This window comes from Kocuria turfanensis, assembly GCF_001580365.1.
In the GTDB taxonomy this organism is placed as follows: domain Bacteria; phylum Actinomycetota; class Actinomycetes; order Actinomycetales; family Micrococcaceae; genus Kocuria; species Kocuria turfanensis.
The window spans coordinates 2993108-3011645 of sequence record NZ_CP014480.1; the positions used below are offsets into that span (position 1 = coordinate 2993108).

At 73.7% G+C, this 18538-nt stretch carries 17 protein-coding genes and 1 tRNA gene; 10 read left to right on the top strand and 8 right to left on the bottom strand.

Annotation, left to right across the window (positions count from 1 at the left end; all coding sequences use genetic code 11):
- Nucleotides 1-447: 447 nt before the first annotated feature.
- Nucleotides 448-531, bottom strand: a tRNA-Leu gene (locus AYX06_RS13755).
- A gap of 148 nt (nt 532-679) precedes the next feature.
- On the opposite strand from AYX06_RS13755, the gene AYX06_RS13760 reads away from it, so the two are divergent.
- Nucleotides 680-1537: a formate/nitrite transporter family protein gene (locus AYX06_RS13760; protein WP_062736252.1), complete on the top strand. Its 858-nt coding sequence runs from the start codon at nt 680-682 to the stop codon at nt 1535-1537.
- Nucleotides 1538-1541: 4 nt separating this feature from the next.
- Here AYX06_RS13760 and AYX06_RS13765 read toward each other — a convergent pair whose 3' ends face one another.
- Nucleotides 1542-2324 carry a metal-dependent hydrolase gene (locus tag AYX06_RS13765; protein WP_062736253.1) on the bottom strand — a complete coding sequence of 261 codons (783 nt, stop codon included), beginning with the start codon at nt 2322-2324 and terminating at the stop codon, nt 1542-1544.
- Nucleotides 2325-2505: 181 nt separating this feature from the next.
- Between AYX06_RS13765 and AYX06_RS13770 the strand changes: the two genes are divergently transcribed.
- Nucleotides 2506-3261, top strand: a complete 756-nt coding sequence (locus tag AYX06_RS13770; RefSeq protein WP_062736254.1) for an alpha/beta fold hydrolase — start codon at nt 2506-2508, stop codon at nt 3259-3261.
- A gap of 10 nt (nt 3262-3271) precedes the next feature.
- Here AYX06_RS13770 and AYX06_RS13775 read toward each other — a convergent pair whose 3' ends face one another.
- A complete protein-coding gene (locus AYX06_RS13775; protein ID WP_062736255.1) occupies nt 3272-3559 on the bottom strand; it encodes a hypothetical protein in 288 nt (95 codons plus the stop codon).
- Between the two features lie 45 nt (nt 3560-3604).
- Here AYX06_RS13775 and AYX06_RS13780 point away from each other — a divergent pair, with 45 nt between their 5' ends.
- Complete coding sequence (locus AYX06_RS13780; protein WP_062736256.1) at nt 3605-3856, top strand: hypothetical protein; 252 nt, start codon at nt 3605-3607, stop codon at nt 3854-3856.
- A gap of 18 nt (nt 3857-3874) precedes the next feature.
- Here the strand turns inward: AYX06_RS13780 and AYX06_RS13785 are convergent, their stop codons facing one another.
- Complete coding sequence (locus tag AYX06_RS13785; protein ID WP_147017698.1) at nt 3875-4465, bottom strand: YdcF family protein; 591 nt, start codon at nt 4463-4465, stop codon at nt 3875-3877.
- 264 nt (nt 4466-4729) lie between these two features.
- Between AYX06_RS13785 and AYX06_RS13790 the strand changes: the two genes are divergently transcribed.
- Nucleotides 4730-5203 (top strand): acyl-CoA thioesterase, encoded by a 474-nt coding sequence (locus AYX06_RS13790; RefSeq protein ID WP_062736257.1) that lies wholly within the window; start codon nt 4730-4732, stop codon nt 5201-5203.
- A gap of 6 nt (nt 5204-5209) precedes the next feature.
- Here the strand turns inward: AYX06_RS13790 and AYX06_RS13795 are convergent, their stop codons facing one another.
- Genes AYX06_RS13795 through AYX06_RS13805 form a run of 3 tightly spaced genes read right to left on the bottom strand, consistent with a single transcriptional unit; the run spans nt 5210 to nt 7154 of the window.
- Entirely contained in the window at nt 5210-6166 is a 957-nt protein-coding gene (locus tag AYX06_RS13795; RefSeq protein ID WP_084271634.1) for an aldo/keto reductase, read from the bottom strand.
- Nucleotides 6163-6846 (bottom strand): tetratricopeptide repeat protein, encoded by a 684-nt coding sequence (locus AYX06_RS13800; RefSeq protein ID WP_062736258.1) that lies wholly within the window; start codon nt 6844-6846, stop codon nt 6163-6165. The genes AYX06_RS13795 and AYX06_RS13800 overlap by 4 nt, the downstream gene beginning before the upstream one ends.
- Before the next feature lie 44 nt (nt 6847-6890).
- A complete protein-coding gene (locus AYX06_RS13805; protein WP_062736259.1) occupies nt 6891-7154 on the bottom strand; it encodes a PLD nuclease N-terminal domain-containing protein in 264 nt (87 codons plus the stop codon).
- Between the two features lie 145 nt (nt 7155-7299).
- On the opposite strand from AYX06_RS13805, the gene AYX06_RS20255 reads away from it, so the two are divergent.
- Both AYX06_RS20255 and AYX06_RS13815 read left to right on the top strand, forming a co-directional pair.
- A complete protein-coding gene (locus tag AYX06_RS20255; protein ID WP_084271635.1) occupies nt 7300-8208 on the top strand; it encodes a YsnF/AvaK domain-containing protein in 909 nt (302 codons plus the stop codon).
- Between the two features lie 229 nt (nt 8209-8437).
- Complete coding sequence (locus AYX06_RS13815; RefSeq protein WP_232319317.1) at nt 8438-10663, top strand: catalase; 2226 nt, start codon at nt 8438-8440, stop codon at nt 10661-10663.
- Nucleotides 10664-10728: 65 nt separating this feature from the next.
- Here the strand turns inward: AYX06_RS13815 and AYX06_RS13820 are convergent, their stop codons facing one another.
- Nucleotides 10729-12111 carry a TIGR01777 family oxidoreductase gene (locus tag AYX06_RS13820; RefSeq protein ID WP_062736261.1) on the bottom strand — a complete coding sequence of 461 codons (1383 nt, stop codon included), beginning with the start codon at nt 12109-12111 and terminating at the stop codon, nt 10729-10731.
- Nucleotides 12112-12263: 152 nt separating this feature from the next.
- Between AYX06_RS13820 and AYX06_RS13825 the strand changes: the two genes are divergently transcribed.
- The 4 genes from AYX06_RS13825 (at nt 12264) to AYX06_RS13840 (ending at nt 18536) form a co-directional block, all read left to right on the top strand.
- The gene (locus tag AYX06_RS13825) at nt 12264-12557 is read left to right on the top strand and encodes a hypothetical protein (protein ID WP_062736262.1); all 294 of its coding nucleotides are present in this window, start codon (nt 12264-12266) and stop codon (nt 12555-12557) included.
- 46 nt (nt 12558-12603) lie between these two features.
- Nucleotides 12604-12810, top strand: coding sequence for a hypothetical protein (locus AYX06_RS13830; protein WP_062736263.1), 207 nt, complete (start codon nt 12604-12606; stop codon nt 12808-12810).
- A gap of 87 nt (nt 12811-12897) precedes the next feature.
- The gene (locus tag AYX06_RS13835; RefSeq protein ID WP_062736264.1) at nt 12898-13476 is read left to right on the top strand and encodes a histidine phosphatase family protein; all 579 of its coding nucleotides are present in this window, start codon (nt 12898-12900) and stop codon (nt 13474-13476) included.
- A gap of 134 nt (nt 13477-13610) precedes the next feature.
- The gene (locus AYX06_RS13840; RefSeq protein WP_084271636.1) at nt 13611-18536 is read left to right on the top strand and encodes an NAD-glutamate dehydrogenase; all 4926 of its coding nucleotides are present in this window, start codon (nt 13611-13613) and stop codon (nt 18534-18536) included.
- The last annotated feature ends 2 nt before the right edge of the window (nt 18537-18538 follow it).

The window sequence follows — 18538 nt, forward strand, 5'->3', positions numbered from 1 at the left end:
GTTCCTGACCGGTAAGTAGTCCGCGTTTGCGCTGGTCACGGCGTGTTCACACCCGGGGGCGCCCCCCGGTCACGGCCGTCGCCGCACCCGACGACGGCGCGCACGAGCCGCCGCCCGTGAGGCGCGGCCCACGCCCGGGGGAGTCCGGAGGCCGTCAGGAACATGACGGTCCGATGCACTGTGTGACATGGCGGCTGCGTCCGGGACCGACGACCGGTCCGCCGTGCCGGGTGGAGCCGGTCGACCGCCGGGTCGATCCGGAAGCGGAGCAACAGGCCGCGCTCGACCCTCCGGCCGGGGGCGATCGGCCGTTCCGGGAGGCGTCGTGCGGGGGCGACGAGCCGGGAACGCCGAAGGCCGGCTGCTCGGAAACCTCCGAACAACCGGCCTTCGACACCACATCGGGTCTCACGGACAGAACCGTTGGGTTCTGCGGGAAACCTGCGGTGCGCGAGGGGGGAGTTGAACCCCCACGCCCTCTCGGGCACACGGACCTGAACCGTGCGCGTCTGCCTATTCCGCCACTCGCGCTCGTCGACCCCCGGCGGCGGACCGCCGTGAGCAACGACGACAATCCTACCCACACTTCCCCCGGTTGGCCAATCGTGCCGTGAGCCCCGGTCGGTAGGCTGGGACCGTCCTCCAGGAGGGGGCGCCGGCGCCGAGCAGGGGAGTGCACATGCAGCCCGATCACCAGCAGACCGAGGACAAGCGCAAGGAGCTGGGTCGCAGCGACGAGCCGGTCGAGGACGAGCTCGTCGAGGAGTTCGAGAACACCGTCGCGGAGGGCGCGGACCGGCTCAACCGGACCTGGCGGGCGCTCGTGATCACGGGCCTGTTCGGCGGCATCGACGTGGGCCTGGGCATCATGGCGATGCTCGCGGTCAAGGAGGCGACGGGCTCCGACCTGCTGGCCGGCATGGCGTTCGGGATCGGACTGTTCGCGCTGCGGCTGGCGCACTCCGAGCTGTTCACCGAGGACTTCCTGATCCCCATCAACGCGGTGGTCGCCAAGCACGGCACCTGGCTGCAGCTGGTCCGCCTGTGGACCGTGACCCTGGTGGCCAACCTCGCCGGCGGATGGCTGTTCATGTGGGTGGTGGGGGCGGCCTTCCCACAGTTCGAGCAGCTTCTGCTCGAGACCTCGGTGAAGTACATGGAGGGCGGTCTCACGCTGGAGACGGCCGCGCTGGCGATCCTCGCCGGCAGCACGATCACGCTGAGCACCCGGATGAGCCAGGGCACCTCCAACGACGTCGTCACCGCGCTGATCTCCCTGATCAGCGGTCTGCTGGTCGTGGGACTGGGCATGCTCCACGGCGCCCTGAACTCCATCGTCATCTTCGGCGCCATGCACATGGGCGCGGCGATCTCCTACACGGACTGGTTCCTGTGGTTCCTGTGGGTCATTCCGCTGAACATGGTCGGCGGGCTGGCCATCATCACCCTGCCGCGACTGATCCGCACCCTCGAGCTGATCAAGAAGGAGCGCGCCAAGCAGGGCGAGAAGCTGGCGGCACAGGGCCTGGCGGGCTGACGGTTCAGGCGACCACCAGCCCGGTCGCCAGGGCGAAGGCGCCCCACAGGCCCGTGAGGGCGAAGAGCGTGATCGGGGCGAGCAGCGCGAGCTCCGCGGCCGACCCGGCGTTGCCGATCAGCGGCACGGTGAGGAACGACCGGTTCTTGTACACGGCGCGCGGCAGGGGCAGCGGCATCCGCAGCGGGTAGAGCAGGTGGATCCCGCGCGTGGTCACGAGGTCCCCCGCCAGGTGGGCCACCACGCCCGTGCCCACCGCGGCGGCGAACCACCACTCGTGGGCGGGCGGGTACAGGCCCACGACGACGCCCAGTCCGATCCCCACGACCCAGTTGAGCTTCGCCACCCGCTCCGGCACGAAGGCGAGCACCTGCACGGCGAACGCGATGAGCAGCACGGACATGACCGCCGCCAGCGGCCAGACCCGGCCCAGGTCCCCGACGGGGATGCCGATCTTCTGCGCGGCCGCCGCCAGACCGGTGAACGCCAGCACCCCCAGCACCGAGTGGGTGCCGCGGCGGTGCCCGCCCGAGAGCCGGCAGATCCCGCGGGACAGCCACGTGGACAGGGGCCGCAGGGACCGGGCCACGGTGCCGCCCGGATGGTCCAGGTCCGGCAGCAGCGCCGCGCCGGCGGTGACCAGGGCGCCGGTGAGCACCCCGGCGTCGCCGACGTCCAGCAGCCCCCACCCGATCGGCATGCTGAGGTCCTGCAGGTGCAGCTGGTAGTCGGCGGTCAGTGCCACCCATGCGGCTGCCCCGCAGGCCGCATGGCTCGGTCCCATCATGGAAGTGATGTCCTCCTCGGATTCCCGGTGCGGTTAGGTCAGGCCGACCTCACCTGCGGAAACACTAGAGGGCGGGCCGGACAGCACAGTGCCGGCCGCTGCGCGGCGAGCGCCCGGCGACACCGGGACCGCCGGGTCCGTAGGCTGACGGCCAGGACTCCGCCGACGGAAGGACAGTGCCGTGCTCCGCTTCACCCGCTCCGGTTCGGGGGCGTCCACCGTGCTGCTGCTCCCGGGGCTGCTGTGCACCCAGCAGCTCTGGGGCCGGGCCCGGCCGCTGCTCGAGGCCTTCCACGACGTCCTCACGGTGGACCTGCCGGGGGTCGGCGGCAGCCTCCCGGAGGGCCCCGCGGACCTCGCCGCGTACGCGGACCGGGTGTGCGAGGTGCTCGACGCCGAGGAGATCGAGCGCTGCGTGTGGGTGGGGCACTCACTGGGCGGCTACGTGCTGGCCGCGGCCCTGGAGCGTCACGCCGCGCGGATCAGCCACGCGGTCCTGGCCTACAGCACCACCGCGGCCGACGACGCGGGGGCACGGGCCGGCCGGGACAAGGGGATCGCCGCCGTGCGGGAGCAGGGCGTGGGGGCCTACGCGCGCCGGCAGATGCCCCGGACGTTCCGGGAGGACGCCCGCCGGGAGGACGTGGAGGCCGCGATCCGGCAGGCCCAGGACTGGCCGGAGGCCGCCGTGGTCCGTGCGCTCGAGGCCATGCGGGACCGCCCCGACCGGACACCGCTGCTCCTGGAGCACTCCGAGCTGCCGGTGCTGCTCGTCCAGGGGGACGACGACCCCGCGATCGGCGCCCTCGACCCGCAGGAGCGCCACGTCACCCGCATCGTCACGGACACCGCCCACATGGGTGTGCTCACCGACCCGCACACCTTCGCGGGCATCGTCCACGGCTGGGTGGCCGACGAGATCGAGCGCTCCGCCTGACCGGTCCGCGTCAGGGCGCGGTCCGGGGCCGCCACCCCGCGGAGTCCACCTCGACGACGGCCGGCGCCCGCCCGCCGACGCCCCGCCGCCGCAGCGCCTCCTCGATCTCACCGGCAGGGGCGGCGACCACGAACGTCTCCCCGCGGAACAGGTCGGCCGAGTCCTCCACGAGCGCCGTCAGCTCCGCCTCGTCGCGGGCCGTGAACCGCTCGGCCACCCGCAGGCGGGCCGTCCACGGCGGGGGAGGGGCGGCGTCGTCGAGAAGGACGGCGGTGGCCGGGCACTGCAGGTCGGTCATGGCCCCAGTCTTCCTCCCGGGCGGCGGCGGGGGAAGAATGGGACCATGGCCGACCCCGTGGACCCCATCACCGTCGCCGCCGCCCGGGCCCGCCTGGCCGCGGACGCGCACCGCGGCGTGGAGAGCGAGGCCTGGATCGCCGGGATCGCCGAGTCCGGCGGGCCGCACCGTCCGGGGGCGCCGAGGACCTCCGCGGCGGACGTCCTCTCCGGCCGCGACGACGCCCACACGGTCTCCTCCGACAGCGACCGACGCTCCGTCGAGTGGACCCGCGACCTCGCCGACCGCGGCGGCTGAGCCGGCCGGCGTCCCGGCTCAGCTCCGGGACTTCGGCCGCCAGGGCAGCTGCTGGTCGCAGCCGGGGGTGAGCCAGGCCTTGGCGAAACCGCCGGACTGGTAGGCGAACTCCCGCAGCAGGCCCCGCGGCACCTGCGGGTAGTCGAAGGAGAGCACGTCCAGCTCGCCGGCGTAGCAGCGCTCGAGGATCAGCCGGGACCGGCCGACGTGCTGGCGGTAGGTGAGCGCGCTGACGTGGTCCCAGCCCCGCTGCTCGCTGAGCTCCCGCAGCCGCAGGGCCTCGCCCTGGGTGGTGGACGGGTCCGGCCGGAAGCAGATCACCTCGTAGGCCGGCTCCGCCGCGCAGACCTGCTGGGCCCGCGGGTAGTGGACGCGTCCGGAGCCGTCGCCGAGGTCCCCGGCGCCGGGGACGGCGATCACGAGCACCGGCGCCACCCCGGCGTCCATGAGCCGCTGCGCCTCCGCCATGCGGGTCCGGTCCGGGGGACCGAGGACGAACAGGGCGTCCGACCGGGACGGCTGGTCCGTGCGCGGGTGCTGGAGCACGGCCCAGCACGCCAGCAGCCAGGCCAGCGCCAGGGCCAGCAGCGAGGCGGCGGCCCACGTCACCCACCGCGCCGGACGTCGCGGTGCCGACCGTGTCGATTGCCGCGTCCGGCGGGCAGCGCGGGAGCGTCCGGTCATTCCGCTGCTCCTTGCCGCTCGTCGGGAGGACCCGGGGTCCGCGCCCATTCTGGCACCCCGGCCCCTGTCGCCGCGGGGCGCGTCCGGCCCGGCCGGGCCCGGGGCCTACGATGGGGACGCCCGTGGGCGGCGGCCGCGGCCGGTCCGTCCGCCGGACCCCGGGCCCGAACGACCGAGGAGGACGACCGCATGACGGTGACGCAGGAGACGGGGGTGCTGTGCCGGGTGCCCATGCGCTGGGGCGACATGGACCCGTACGGCCACGTGAACAACGTCGAGGTCGTGCGGCTGCTGGAGGAGGCGCGGATCGCGGCGCTCGGCGTGCCCGTGGGCACCGGTCACGAGGTGGAGGCCCCGCTCATCCCGTTCTTCTCCGCGCTCCCCGCCGGCACCCAGGCGCTGATCACCGAGAACCGGATCAAGTACCTGCGCTCCCTCGAGTACCGCAACACCCCGGTGGAGGTGCGCGTGTGGGTCGTCTCGGCCCGCGGCGGAGCACTCACCCTGGGTTTCGAGATCACGGACGTGGTGAGCCGCCGGGCGTGCGTGCGCGCCGAGACCCAGCTCGCGTTCTTCGTGCCCGCCACCGGAACGGTCCTGCGGATCACCCCGGAGCAGCAGGAGGTCCTCGCCCCCTACTCCGGTCCGCCCCTGTTCCGCTGACCGGGCTCAGGGCACCGGGTTGCCGCGCGCCGCGGTGAGCAGGGCGTACCAGTCCTCGTGGCCGAGCCGGGGCGTCAGCGCCTCCGCCTCGGCGCACGCGGCGATCCGGCGCGGGTCGGTGGTGCCCAGGACCGGGCGGATGCCGCCGGGGTGGCGCATCAGCCACGCGAGGACCACCGCCTCCCCGGACACCCCGTGCGCGGCGGCGATCCGGTGCACCGTCCCGGCCGTGGCCGCGGCGTGCTGGTCCTCCGGCGGGATGGGCGCCCCGGTGTACAGGCCCCGGGCCAGGGCGCCCCACGCCTGCACCTCGATGCCGTCGGCCGCGCAGTACTCCAGGATCCCCTCCGGGAACGAGTGCTCGGCGCCCTCGGGGTGGTTGGCGAGGATCTGCTGCTCCACGAAGCCGCGGTGGCGCAGGCTCAGCTCGAGCTGCAGGGCCGTCACCGGCGTGGTGAGCAGCTGCTGGTAGAGGGCCACCTGGCGGGTCGACATGTTGGACAGGCCCACCGAGCGGATGAGCCCTTCCTTGCGGAGCTCGTCCAGGGCATCCGCCACCTCGTGGGGGTCGGCGAGGGGATCGGGGCGGTGCAGCATGAACCGCTCCACCGAGTCCACGCGGAGCCGGCGCAGGGAGCCCTCCAGCCCGGCGCGGATCGTGTCCCGGTCCAGCCGGTAGTGGGCCGGGGCGCCGGGAGCGGCGGTGTTGCCGGGCAGGCGCACCCCGCACTTGGTCTGCAGCCGCACCCGGCCCGCCAGCGCCGGGTCCTCGGCCAGGAGCTCCCCGAAGACCGCCTCGGACTTGCCGTGGGCGTAGATGTCGGCGTGGTCGAAGTCGGTGATGCCGGCGTCGAGGGCCGCGTGCACCGCCGCCCGGGCGCGGTCCACGGTGGCGGTGTCGTGCGGGACGTCGTCCCACGAGCCCCCGATGGTCATGCACCCGTAGATCAGGCGTGAGCTCACGTGCGGTCCTCTCCGTCGGGCACGCCGGCGTCCCGGGCGGGATCGGCACTTTCCAGTCGTTGCTGCTCGGCGGCCCAGCGCAGCCGGGCCGCGGCCGCGTAGGCCGCGCCGGACTCCTTCAGCCGCCCCGCGCGCTCGTACAGCCGCCCCAGGGCGGTGAAGCACTCCGCCTGGTCCGCGGTGGTGGCCTCGGTCTCCTGGTAGAAGTCCAGGGCCCGGTTGTAGGCGGTGATGGCCTGGGTGTGCCGCTCGCCGAGCTCGTAGACCCGGCCGAGGTTGACGTGGCACTGCGCCTGGTCGTGGGCGTCGTGCGGGGCGTCGAGGTACTGCCCCAGGGCGTCCAGGAGGTGCTCCTCGGCGTCGTGGGCGCGGTCCAGCTCCAGGCACAGGCTGCCCAGGATCAGGTGGGTGCGGGCCTGGTGCTTGCCGCTGCCGCCGATCCGGTGGAACAGGCGCAGGGCCTCCTCGTAGGCGGTGACGGCCCGGCCCGGCCGGTTCATCCCCAGGTAGAGGTGGCCCAGGTTGTAGTGGCAGGCGGCCTGCTCCTGCAGGGAGTCGCCCTCCTCCTCGAAGAGGAGGATGGCCTGCTGGTAGGCGGTCTCGGCCTCGTCGAGCCGCCCGCGGTCCTCGGCGTCGAGGGCCTGGGTGAAGAACCCGTGCCCGTCCTGGGAGTAGCTCATGCGGATTCCTTTCTCGGCCGGGTCCTCCACGGGGACGGGACCGACTACGCGGGGTGCGCGTCGGGGGCGCTGCCCGCACGGCGGCCCAGCACGAACCACAGGCCGGCGCCGGCCACGGGGAACGCGAGGATCACGAGCAGCCAGAACAGCCGCAGGACCGGGTCCTGTCCCGGGGTGCGCAGCAGGGAGGTCACGGCGGCCACCATCAGCACGACGACGACCGCGCCGGCCACCGTCGCACCACTCTCCCACACCCCGCTCCGCGCGGCCTCGGCGCCGCCGGCCGCGAGGACGGTCCAGGTGCTCATGCATCGATACTGGCACCGCGGGAGCGGGCGGACAAGGGCGGGCGCCGGGGCGTGTCCCGGGCCGGTCCCCCATAGAGTGGGCGGAAGCACCGCTCAGCACGCTGATAAAATCCGACCACCACAGCAATCCTGAGGAGAGTCCACGATGTCCACCTCCGACGACCGCCCGTACGACCAGGAAACCGCCCACCCGGAGCGCCCCGGGACGCGTCCCGACCGGACGCGCGACGTGGACGACACGGGCGTGGAGCGCCACGCCCCCAGTTCGTCGACCGAGCTGTGGGACCACAACGCCTACGGCCGGGAGGGCCGCGACGTCGGCGGCGACGCGACGTCCGGGCCGACCGACACGCGGGACCCGCGCGGCGGGGCGCCCGCCTACAACATCGACGCCGGGGACGACGACGCCCACCGGCACGGCGACGACGCCGGCGACGACGACGGCACGAACGTCCGCCGGACGGGGGAGTCCCTCACGGGCGCCGACGCCACCGCCGGCCGGGCCCGGGAGAGCGTCGCGGACGAGCGCCGCGAACCGTCCGCCGGCGCCGGGGAGCGGGCCTTCGACCAGGAGGCCGCCGCTCGGCACGACCGGTCCGGGCCCGACCGGTTCGAGGACGACCGGTTCGAGGACGACGCGCCGGCGCGCGACCGGTTCGAGGGGGGCCGGGCCGGAGACGACGCGGCCACCGTGGTCCGGCACGAGGAACGGCTGCGGGCCGGCACGGAGCGGGTCGAGTCCGGGCGGCTGCGCCTGCGCAAGTACGTGGTCGAGGAGCCGGTGCGCGAGGAGCAGACCCTGGCCTCCGAGGACGTCGAGGAGATCCGCACCCCGATCACCGAGGAGGAGCGCGAGGCCTTCCTCGCCGGGCAGGACCTGCCGGTGGGGGAGGACGAGGTCATCCTCTACCGCGAGGTGCCCGTGGTGCAGACCGTGCGGGTGCCCTACCAGCGGGTGCGCCTGGCCGTGCGCCGCACCGAGCGCACCGAGGTGATCGAGGAGACGGTGCGCCAGGAGCGGATCGACGTGCAGGAGCAGGACGACCGGGCCTGAGCCCTGTCCTGCGGGCCCCCCGCCGGCTCCGGCCGGCGGGGGGCCGCGCCGTGTCCGGGGCTGTTCACCGAGCGCGGAGTGCCGCGTGGGGGCTTGTGCGGTCCCGTCCGCCGGTGACTGAATGGTCAGCGGACTGGCTGTTCCGCGCCCCGCCGGGGCCGGGCCGGCCGGCGACGACCACGTGAACGAGGACGAGCGGGAGAAGCACATGCGCAAGAGGCTCAACAGGATGAGGCACCGAGCGGGTGGGCAGGCACCGATGCCCCCGGGTGTTCCCGGCAGCGGGACGGCCCCGGCCGCGGAGCCCACCGAGCCCCGGCCCCCGCTGCCGCCGAAGCCCGACCAGGCGGCGCCGGCGCCCGTGAGCCCCACCGGCCGCGACACCGGGGCCGACCCCACGCTCGCCGCCCAGGGCGGGGAGTACCTGACCACCGCCCACGGGTCCCGGCGCAGCGACACGGACCACTCCCTGAAGGCCGGCCGGCGCGGGCCCGTGCTGCTCCAGGACCACCACTTCCGCGAGAAGATCAGCCACTTCGACCACGAGCGCATCCCCGAGCGGGTGGTCCACGCCCGCGGCGCCGGCGCCCACGGCGTGTTCCGCTCCTACGGCACCGCGAGCCGGATCTCGTCGGCCGCCGTGTTCGGCAAGGACGTGGAGACCCCGGTCTTCGTGCGCTTCTCGACCGTCCTCGGCTCCCGGGGTTCGGCCGACCTGGCCCGGGACACCCGCGGCTTCGCCACGAAGTTCTACACGTCCGAGGGCACCTGGGACCTGGTGGGCAACAACATCCCGGTGTTCTTCATCCAGGACGCGATCAAGTTCCCGGACGTCATCCACGCCGGCAAGCCGCACCCGGACCGGGAGATCCCGCAGGCCCAGTCCGCCCACGACACCTTCTGGGACTTCGTCTCGCTGCACACCGAGGCGCAGCACCACACGATCTGGAACATGTCCGACCGCGCGATCCCGCGCTCCTACCGGACGATGGAGGGCTTCGGGGTCCACACCTTCCGGCTCCTGGACGACGAGGGCGGCAGCGTGCTCGTGAAGTTCCACTGGAAGCCGAAGCTGGGCGTGCACTCCGTGCTGTGGGAGGAGGCGCAGATCGCCAACGGCATGGACCCCGACGTCCACCGCCGCGACCTCGCCGACGCCATCGAGGCCGGCGCCCACCCCGAGTGGGAGCTCGGCGTGCAGGTCTTCGAGGACAACGAGGAGCAGATGTTCGAGGGCATCGACCTGCTCGACCCCACGAAGATCGTCCCGGAGGAGCTGGCGCCCGTGCAGCCGGTGGGACTGATGACGCTGGACCGCAACCCCTCCAACTACTTCGCCGAGACCGAGCAGGTCGCCTTCAACCCCAACAACCTGGTGCGCGGCATCGACGTGACCAACGACCCGCTGCTGCAGGGCCGGCTGTTCTCCTACCTGGACACCCAGCTCAGCCGGCTGGGCGGGCCCAACTGGACGCAGCTGCCGATCAACCGCCCGCACGCCCCGGTCAACGACATGCTGCGGGACGGCATGCACCAGACCGCCGTGCACACCGGGGTCGCGCCCTACCACCCGAACACCCTCGACGGGAACAACCCGTTCCCCGCCGAGGAGCCGGCCCGTCCCTTCATCGACCACCCGGCCCCGGTCGCGGAGTCGGTCAAGGAGCGCGGGGCCCCGGCGTCCTTCGACGACCACTACAGCCAGGCCCGCCTGTTCTGGCTGTCCATGAGCGACGTCGAGAAGGAGCACATCGCGCAGGCCTACACCTTCGAGCTCGGCAAGTGCTGGGAGCAGTCGGTCAAGGAGCGCCAGCTGCAGTCGCTGGCCAACATCGACGCGAAGCTGTGCGCCGTGGTCGCCGAGGGCCTGGGGCTGCCCGCGCCGCGGCCCACCGTCGAGCACGGCCGGATCGAGCCGAGCCCGGCCCTGTCCCAGATCGGCGGGCAGTGGCCGCTCGACGGCCGGCAGGTCGGCATCGTGGTCGGGTCCGACCCGGACGAGTCCGACCTGCTGGCCGTGGTCGAGGCGGTCGACGCCGCGGGCATGGTCCCGCTGGTGATCGCCCCGCACGGCGGGCCGGTCGGGCGCGGCGGGAGGGTCGTGGCCCAGCGCACCTACCTCACCGCCCGCTCCGTCGAGTTCGACTCCGTGCTCGTGGCCGGTGCCGTGCCGCCGGCCCCGGACGCCCGGCCGGGCCTCGACGCCAAGGCCGGCGCCGTGTCCACGGGCGCCCTGGACCCCCGCGTGCACCTGCTGCTCGGCGAGGCGTTCCGCCAGGCCAAGGCCATCGGCGTGTGGGGCGACAAGGGGCGCGCGCTCGCCGCGGCCGGCCTGCCCGAGGGCGCGCCCGGCGTGGTCACCGGCAAGGACTCCGCCGCCGTGGTGGAGCAGGTCGTCGCGCTCATGAAGAGCCACCGGGCCTGGGAGCGCTTCCCGGTCACCGGGCGGCTCTGAGCCCGGCGCCGCCCCGGCGCCCAGGACCCGTCCGGCCCCGCCGGACGGGTCCTCGGCGCCCGCCCTCAGAACCGGCCGAGCTCCTCGCGCAGCGCGGAGCCGAGGTCGGGGTGCCGGAACCGGTAGCCGCGGTCGATGGCGCGGTCGGCCGAGACCCGCTGGTCCGCGAGGGCCATCAGCTCCGCCCCCTCGGCGCCGAGCACCAGCTTCGGCCCGAAGCCCGGCGTGGGCAGCAGCGCGGGCCGGCCGAGCACCTTGCCGAGGGTCCGCGCGTAGTCCCGGCCCGTGACCGGCATGGGGGCGACGGCGTTGACGGGACCGTGCAGCCCGGCGGAGAGCACGGCGTGGGCGAACAGGCCCACCGCGTCGTCCAGGGAGATCCAGCTCAGCCACTGGTTCCCGGAGCCCAGCCGCCCGCCCAGCCCGGCGAGGAACAGCGGCAGCTGCGCCTTGAGCGCGCCGCCGGCGGGGGTCTGCACCACCCCGGTGCGCACCGTCACCACGCGTGTCCCGGTGGCCTCGGCGCCCTGCGCGGCCCGCTCCCAGGCGGTGCAGACCTCGGCGAGGAAGTCCCCGCCCGCCGGGGACTTCTCGGTGACCGTCTGCCCGTGCGTGTCGGCCCCGTAGTAGCCGATCGCGGAGGCGTTGACCAGGGCCGCCGGGGCGTCCTCGCCGAGAGCGGCGAGGGCGCGCACGATCAGCTCGGTGCCGCGCACGCGGGAGTCGCGGATCTGCTCCTTCGCCGCGCGCGTGAGCCGCCCCCCGATGCTGCGCCCGGCCAGGTTCACGACCACGTCCACGCCCCGCAGGGCGCCGGGGTCCAGGACCCCGGCCTCCGGGTCCCAGGAGATCTCCCCGGGGGTGCGCGCCTCGCGGCGCACGAAGCGCAGCACGGTGTGCCCGCCGGTGCCCAGCAGCGCGGCCAGCTGCGTGCCGATCGTGCCGGACGCCCCGGTGAGGGCGACCGTCAGCGGCCGGCCGGGATATCGGGCGTGGAACTCCAGGTCCGCGGTCAGCCGGCGCTCGCGGGCCTCGAACTGCCGGCCCAGGGCCGGTCCCATCAGCCGGTCCCCGAAGGCCCGGTCGCCCGGCAGCGCGGAGTACTCCACCGTGTCGGTGACCACGGTCCCCCCGTGCCCGTCGTCGTCGAACCGGTGGTGGTGCTCCCAGGAGGCGAGCGGACCCCTGACCATCCGGTCGCGGAACTCCCGGCCCGGGACGAACCCGTGGTGCTCCGCCGTCCAGGGCACCGAGGCGAGCCCGTAGCTGCCGGGCACGGCGACCCGCAGCCGGGACCGCGTGCCGTTCTGCAGCGGCGGGGAGGACTCCTCCACGACGGAGCCCGTCCACGCGGGGGTCAGCCGCGTGAGGGCTCCCGGGCGGGCGTGCCAGGCGAAGACGTCCTCGACGGGGTGGGGCACGCGGGAGCTGAACGTGAAGGTGGTCATGACCGCTACTCAACCCCCATCGCCGCGGTTCGTCCAGGACCCCGACCCCGCGGCTCCGCCGTGTCCCGCCGGGGTCGGGCCACCCCGCGCCCTTCCCCGGCCCCGCCCGGTTCGCTAGGGTGGGCACACGGCACAACGTAAGGAGGCTTCCTATGAGCACCCCGAACGACGACGCCCCGAACCTCGACGCCCCGAATCTCGACGACGTCATCGAGCCGCAGGAGGACGCCCTGCCCCGCCCGATCCACCAGGGCCACGCGGGCATGCCCGAGAAGCTCGACGACGACGCCCTCGCCGCGGCCACCGAGCAGGAGCGGGTGGCCGCCGGGCTGCAGGACTACGCCCCCGGCCAGGTCCCGCCCGCGGCCGACCCTCTGCCCGAGGGCTCCTCCGAGGCGGCCGACCGCGCCCAGCGCGGGCTGGTCGAGGACGAGGGCGGCAGCTGATCCCACGCCCGGGCCGGCCGGGCACCACCACCGAAGGAGCGACGTGATGGCCGAGAGAGGCAACACCAAGCACGGGTCGGAGCTCGACGACCAGATGAAGCACGAGGTCGAGGACGCGCTGCAGGCCCGGCAGCCGAACCACGTGGAGGAGCACCGTCAGACCGAGCCGTGGGTCGACGACACCGACGACCCCGAGGTGCGCTCCTCCGTCGAGGAGCGCGAGCGCCCGGAGCGCCCCGAGGGCCGGCAGTAGCAGGCCCGGTCCCCGGCCCGCCGTCCGCGGCGGGCCGGGGCCGTCCCGGGCTTGCCCCGCGGCGGGCCGTCGCCCACAGTGGAGGGCGTGAACACTCCCGGACGCATCGCGCTCATCCGCCACGGCCAGACCGACTGGAACCTGGAGGAGCGGCTGCAGGGCGCCACGGACGTCCCGCTCAACGACACCGGACGGCACGAGGCCCGGTCCGTCGCCCGGCAGCTGCACGCCGAGGCGACCACCTGGGACGTGCTGGTCTCCTCGCCGCTCGGCCGCGCCGTGGAGACCGCGCGGATCATCGGCGGGGTCCTCGGCCTCGAGCTGAGCGCGACCTGCGCCGGGCTCGTGGAGCGCGGCTTCGGCGTGTGGGAGGGCTCCAGCCTGGCCGGGCTCGAGCCGCACGCCCGGGAGGCGATCCTGGCCGAGGGGGAGCCGGCGGAGGCGGTGGCCCGCCGCGGCACGGCCGCGCTGCGCCGGATCCGCGACGCGCACCCGGGGCGCAACGTCCTGGTGGTGGCCCACGGCTCGCTGATCCGCCTGACGGTCTCCGTGCTCAACGGCGAGACCCATCCCCGGGTGCGCAACTGCGAGGTGGTCCCGGTGCGGACCGAGGCCCTCGACGACGCCCGGCTGCGGGACGACGTGCCCGAGCCCACCGCCCCCTGACACGGCGGTGTTCGTTCAATAAGCTGGACGGACCAGGGACGGTCCCACGAGGTGCCGTCCACCCCCTGGGGCGGCGACGGCGGCGCACAGACCGCGCTCCGTGCCGCCCACGGCGACGAAGGCGTGATGCGGCTGTGGCCCCTGACCAGTACACGATCCCCGATGAGGACCGCACGGAGACGCTCCGGGTGATCCCGCAGACCCCGCAGTGGGACGGCGACCGGGCGTGGATCAACGAGTACTACCGCCACGTCCCGCAGGAGGACCTGCTCGCGCGCACCGAGGAGCAGCTGCGCGAGCGCGCCGACCACCACCACGAAGTGGGCCGGGTGCGCGCCCCGGGCGAGATCGCCGTGGGCGTGCGCCAGGAGGACTCGAACTCGGTGGTCTTCGTGGTCACCGAGGACGTGCCCTACCTCGTGAGCACCGTGAACGCGGAGATCGCCGCCAAGTGGGGCGGCGCCCGCCTGGTCATCCACCCCGTGCTGGTGGCGACCCGGGACGAGGGCAGCCACGAGCTGCGCGAGCTCCAGCAGGTGCCCGACTTCTCCGCGAGCGCCAGCGGGGACACCACCGCGCTGCCGAGCCTGGCGAACTTCCGGGCCTCCGGCGGGACCCGGCACGTGGTGGAGTCCTGGATCTCCGTGGAGCTCTCCCGCACGATCTCCGACGAGACCGCCCAGCAGCTCGTGGACCGGCTCTCCACCCTGCTCCGCGACGTCCAGCGCGTCGACGAGGACCAGGAGCAGCTCAAGGCGCGCGTCGAGCGGCTGTCCGGGGAGCTGGACCGGCTGCGCACCCTGGAGCTGCCGGGCGGCGGGCACCCCCCGATGGTCGGCCCGTCCCAGGACTTCCTGCGCTGGCTGATCGGCGGGAACTTCATCCTCATGGGCTTCAAGGAGTACGACCTCGAGGAGACCGGCGACGGGCTTGCCCTCGTCAGCCGGCCCGGGACGGGCCTGGGCCTGCTCGTGGAGCACGAGGGCAAGCCCCACCGCCAGCAGCTCACCGGCCTGGGCCGGGAGCACGCCCGCGAGGCCGGCACCCTGTTCGTCACGAAGGCCAACCGCCGCTCCTCCATCCACCGCCGCGAGTACCTCGACTACGTCGGCGTCGCCAAGTACGACGACGAGGGCCGGATCGTGGGGGAGTACCTGGTGCTGGGGCTGTTCACCCGCCGGGCCTACAACACCCCGGCGCGGGAGACGCCGCTGCTCAAGGAGAAGCTGGCGGAGGTCGCCGATCGCTTCGGCTTCCTCGAGGACTCCCACTCCGCCCGGGACCTCATGGGCAACATCGAGGACTACCCGCGGGACGAGCTGTTCCACATGACCGCGGACGAGCTCTACGACATCATGCGCGGCGTCATGGGCCTGGACGAGCGGCGCCAGACCCGGCTGTTCCTGCGCCAGGACCACTTCGGGCGGTTCATGTCCGCGGTCGTCTTCCTGCCCCGGGACCGGTACAACACATCGGTGCGCGGGCGGATCGAGGCGGAGCTGCGGCGGACCTTCGACGCCGAGTCCATCGACTTCGACGCCCGGCTCTCCGCCTCCACGCTGGCCCGGCTGTTCTTCCGCATCCGCCTGCCCTACACCGGGCAGGTGCAGTCCTTCGACCGGGCGGGCCTCGAGGCGCGGCTGCGCGCGGCCGTGCGCTCCTGGTCCGAGGCGCTGGTCCGGGCGATCCACCGCGAGTTCCCGGAGGACCTCGCCCGCAGGCACGCCGAGAACTGGGCGGAGGCGTTCCCGGACGCCTACCGGGCGGACTACGAGATCCAGGAGGCCGTCGAGGACCTCCAGCGCTGCGAGGAGCTCTGGGGGCGCGACCCGGACCTGCCCGCGGAGGTGCGCGTGGTCGACGACCCCGGGGGCGTGCGGCTGAACATCTACCTCACCCGGTCCCTGTCCCTCACCGAGCTGCTGCCCATGCTGCAGAACCTGGGCCTCACGGTCCTGGACCAGAAGCCCTACGAGGTCACGCCCGCCGACGGACGCCACTTCCAGCTCTACGACTTCGGGGTGCGCCTGCCCGAGGGCGTGGACGCCATCGGCCCGGAGGACGCCCGGACCGAGGACCTCATCGAGGACACCCTGTGCGCGGTGCTGTCCAACCGCTCGGAGTCCGACTCCCTGAACCGGCTGGTCCTCACCGAGCGGCTGACGTGGCGGACCGTGGCGGTGCTGCGCTCCTACGTCCGGTACCTCCTGCAGCTGGGGCACTCCAACTCGTTCGACTACATCGCGGACACGCTCCTGGCCTTCCCCGCGGTCACCCGCGGACTGGTCGAGTTCTTCGACGCGAGCTTCAACCCCGCCCTCGACGACGCCGTGCGCGGCTCCCAGCGCGACGCCGCGCAGACCCGTCTGATGGAGGCCCTCGACGAGGTCCCGACCCTCGACGCGGACAAGCTGCTGCGGGCGCTGACCGAGATCATGGCCGCCACCGTGCGCACCAACGTGTACCAGCACCGGCCCACCATGGCGTTCAAGCTCAACCCCGGGCGGATCAGCACCGCCCCGCGGCCCCACCCCATGTTCGAGATCTGGGTGTGGTCCCCGCGGGTCGAGGGCACGCACCTGCGCTTCGGGCCGGTGGCCCGCGGCGGGCTGCGCTGGTCGGACCGCCGCGAGGACTTCCGCACCGAGGTGCTGGGCCTGGTCAAGGCGCAGATGGTGAAGAACTCGGTGATCGTGCCCAACGGGGCCAAGGGCGGGTTCTACCCCAAGCAGCTGCCGGATCCCGCCGTGGACCGCGACGCCTGGGTGCGCGAGGGCCGCGAGGCGTACAAGCTGTTCATCGCCTCCCTGCTGGACATCACCGACAACCTGGTGCGGGACGAGACCGGCCACGACGTCGTGGTGCACCCGGAGCAGGTGGTGCGCCGCGACGGCCAGGACTCCTACCTGGTGGTGGCCGCGGACAAGGGCACGGCGTCCTTCTCCGACACCGCCAACGCGATCTCCGCGGAGTACGGGTTCTGGCTCGGCGACGCCTTCGCCTCCGGCGGGTCGGTGGGCTACGACCACAAGGCCATGGGCATCACCGCCCGCGGGGCGTGGGAGTCCGTCAAGCGGCACTTCTTCGAGCTGGGCGTGGACACCCAGACGGAGGACTTCACCGTGGTGGGCGTGGGCGACATGTCCGGGGACGTGTTCGGCAACGGCATGCTGCTCTCCGAGCACATCCGGCTGGTCGCCGCGTTCGACCACCGCGACATCTTCCTGGACCCGGACCCGGACCCGGCCGTCTCCTACGCCGAGCGCGAGCGGCTCTTCGGCCGCCCGCGCTCCTCGTGGCAGGACTACGACCGGGAGAAGATCTCCGCGGGCGGGGGGGTGTACTCGCGCACGGTGAAGTCCGTGCCGGTCTCCCCGCAGGTCCGCGAGGCCCTGGGCCTGCCGGACGGGGTCGAGGAGATGACCCCGATCGAGCTGATCCGCGCGATCCTCACCGCCCCGGCGGACCTGCTCTACAACGGCGGCATCGGCACCTACGTGAAGTCGTCGCAGGAGTCCCACACGGACGTGGGGGACAAGGCGAACGACGCGATCCGGGTCGACGGCGCGGACCTGCGGGTCAAGGTGGTGGGCGAGGGCGGCAACCTCGGCTGCACCCAGCTCGGGCGCGTGGAGGCCGCCCTCGGCGGCGTGCTGCTGAACACGGACGCGATCGACAACTCCGGCGGCGTGGAGTCCTCCGACCGGGAGGTCAACATCAAGATCCTCGTGGACCGGATGGTCGTGGCCGGGGAGCTGGCCGCCGAGGAGCGGGCCGGGTTCATCGAGGCCATGACGGACGAGGTGGCCGGTCTCGTGCTCGAGACCAACGTGGCCCAGAACGTGCTGCTGACCACGGAGCGCTCGCGCACCGCCCGGTTCAACGAGTCCTACCTCCGCTTCATGCACTGGCTCGAGGAGAACGCCGAGCTCGACCGGCAGATCGAGAGCCTGCCCTCGGACGAGGAGCTGCGCCAGCGGGTGACCCGGCTGGGGCTGGGGATCACCTCCCCGGGGCTGTCCGTGCTCGCGGCCTACGCCAAGATCCAGCTGTTCGAGGCCCTCGTGGACTCCGACCTCGCCGAGGACCCGTGGTTCGCCCGGGTGCTGGAGGAGTACTTCCCGGCGCAGATCACCGACCGGTTCGGCCGGCTCGTGGACACCCACCCGCTGCGCGCCGAGATCATCTGCACCGTGGTGGCGAACCGGATGATCAACTACGGCGGGGTCACCTTCGTCCAGCGGGTCATCGACGAGACCGGGGCCTCTCCGGCGGACATCGCCCGGGCGTTCGTCGCCGCGGTCGAGATCTACGACCTCGAGGACTACGTCCGACGGCACCGGGTCCTGCCCGCGGGAACGCCCGTGGAGCTGTGGGACCGGATGTTCCTGGACATGCACCGGGTCCTGGACCGCGTGGTGCGCTGGCTCCTCCACCGGCAGGAGACCGCCGACCCGGTCACCGAGGTCATCGAGCGGTACAAGCCGACGGTGGACATCCGTTTCCTCGAGGACCGGCTGCTGGGGGAGGACTCCCGCCAGCGGGTCGACTCCCGCGCGGAGGCGGCCGTGCGGCAGGGGGTGCCGGGGCCGCTGGCCACGGAGTGGTCGCAGCTGCTGGACGCGTTCGCGCTGCTCGACGTCGCCCGTCTGGCGCACGCCTCCGGCACCGGGCTGGACGAGGACGGCAGGATCGACGAGGAGCAGATCAAGACCATCGCCAAGGTCTACTTCGAGCTCTACGACCGCTACCGCATGGAGGGCCTGCTCAACCGGATCACGGACCTGCCGCAGGAGACCCGCTGGCAGGTGCTGGCCCGCATGGCGATGCGGGAGGACGTCTACGCCACGCTCGTGGCCCTCGCCGACCGGGCGCTCCGGGCACCGGGGCGGACCGCGCGCGAGAAGGTCGACGCCTGGGAGGAGGCCAACGAGTCCCGCCTGGCGCGGCTGCGCGAGGTGCTCGGGGAGATCGAGGCCGAGGGCCGGGGCGAGCCCGGGACCGAGCTCGCGTCCCTGTCCGTGGCCCTGCGGACCATGCGCAACGCCCTGGCCGGATAGGC

What these genes read in the sequence shown, in the direction of transcription:
- AYX06_RS13760 (WP_062736252.1), top strand. Translation starts at nt 680, where the DNA reads ATGCAGCCCGATCACCAGCAGACCGAGGACAAGCGCAAGGAGCTGGGT.
- AYX06_RS13765 (WP_062736253.1), bottom strand. Translation starts at nt 2,324, where the DNA reads ATGATGGGACCGAGCCATGCGGCCTGCGGGGCAGCCGCATGGGTGGCA.
- AYX06_RS13775 (WP_062736255.1), bottom strand. Translation starts at nt 3,559, where the DNA reads ATGACCGACCTGCAGTGCCCGGCCACCGCCGTCCTTCTCGACGACGCC.
- AYX06_RS13780 (WP_062736256.1), top strand. Translation starts at nt 3,605, where the DNA reads ATGGCCGACCCCGTGGACCCCATCACCGTCGCCGCCGCCCGGGCCCGC.
- AYX06_RS13790 (WP_062736257.1), top strand. Translation starts at nt 4,730, where the DNA reads ATGACGGTGACGCAGGAGACGGGGGTGCTGTGCCGGGTGCCCATGCGC.
- AYX06_RS13800 (WP_062736258.1), bottom strand. Translation starts at nt 6,846, where the DNA reads ATGAGCTACTCCCAGGACGGGCACGGGTTCTTCACCCAGGCCCTCGAC.
- AYX06_RS13805 (WP_062736259.1), bottom strand. Translation starts at nt 7,154, where the DNA reads ATGAGCACCTGGACCGTCCTCGCGGCCGGCGGCGCCGAGGCCGCGCGG.
- AYX06_RS20255 (WP_084271635.1), top strand. Translation starts at nt 7,300, where the DNA reads ATGTCCACCTCCGACGACCGCCCGTACGACCAGGAAACCGCCCACCCG.
- AYX06_RS13815 (WP_232319317.1), top strand. Translation starts at nt 8,438, where the DNA reads ATGAGGCACCGAGCGGGTGGGCAGGCACCGATGCCCCCGGGTGTTCCC.
- AYX06_RS13820 (WP_062736261.1), bottom strand. Translation starts at nt 12,111, where the DNA reads ATGACCACCTTCACGTTCAGCTCCCGCGTGCCCCACCCCGTCGAGGAC.
- AYX06_RS13825 (WP_062736262.1), top strand. Translation starts at nt 12,264, where the DNA reads ATGAGCACCCCGAACGACGACGCCCCGAACCTCGACGCCCCGAATCTC.
- AYX06_RS13830 (WP_062736263.1), top strand. Translation starts at nt 12,604, where the DNA reads ATGGCCGAGAGAGGCAACACCAAGCACGGGTCGGAGCTCGACGACCAG.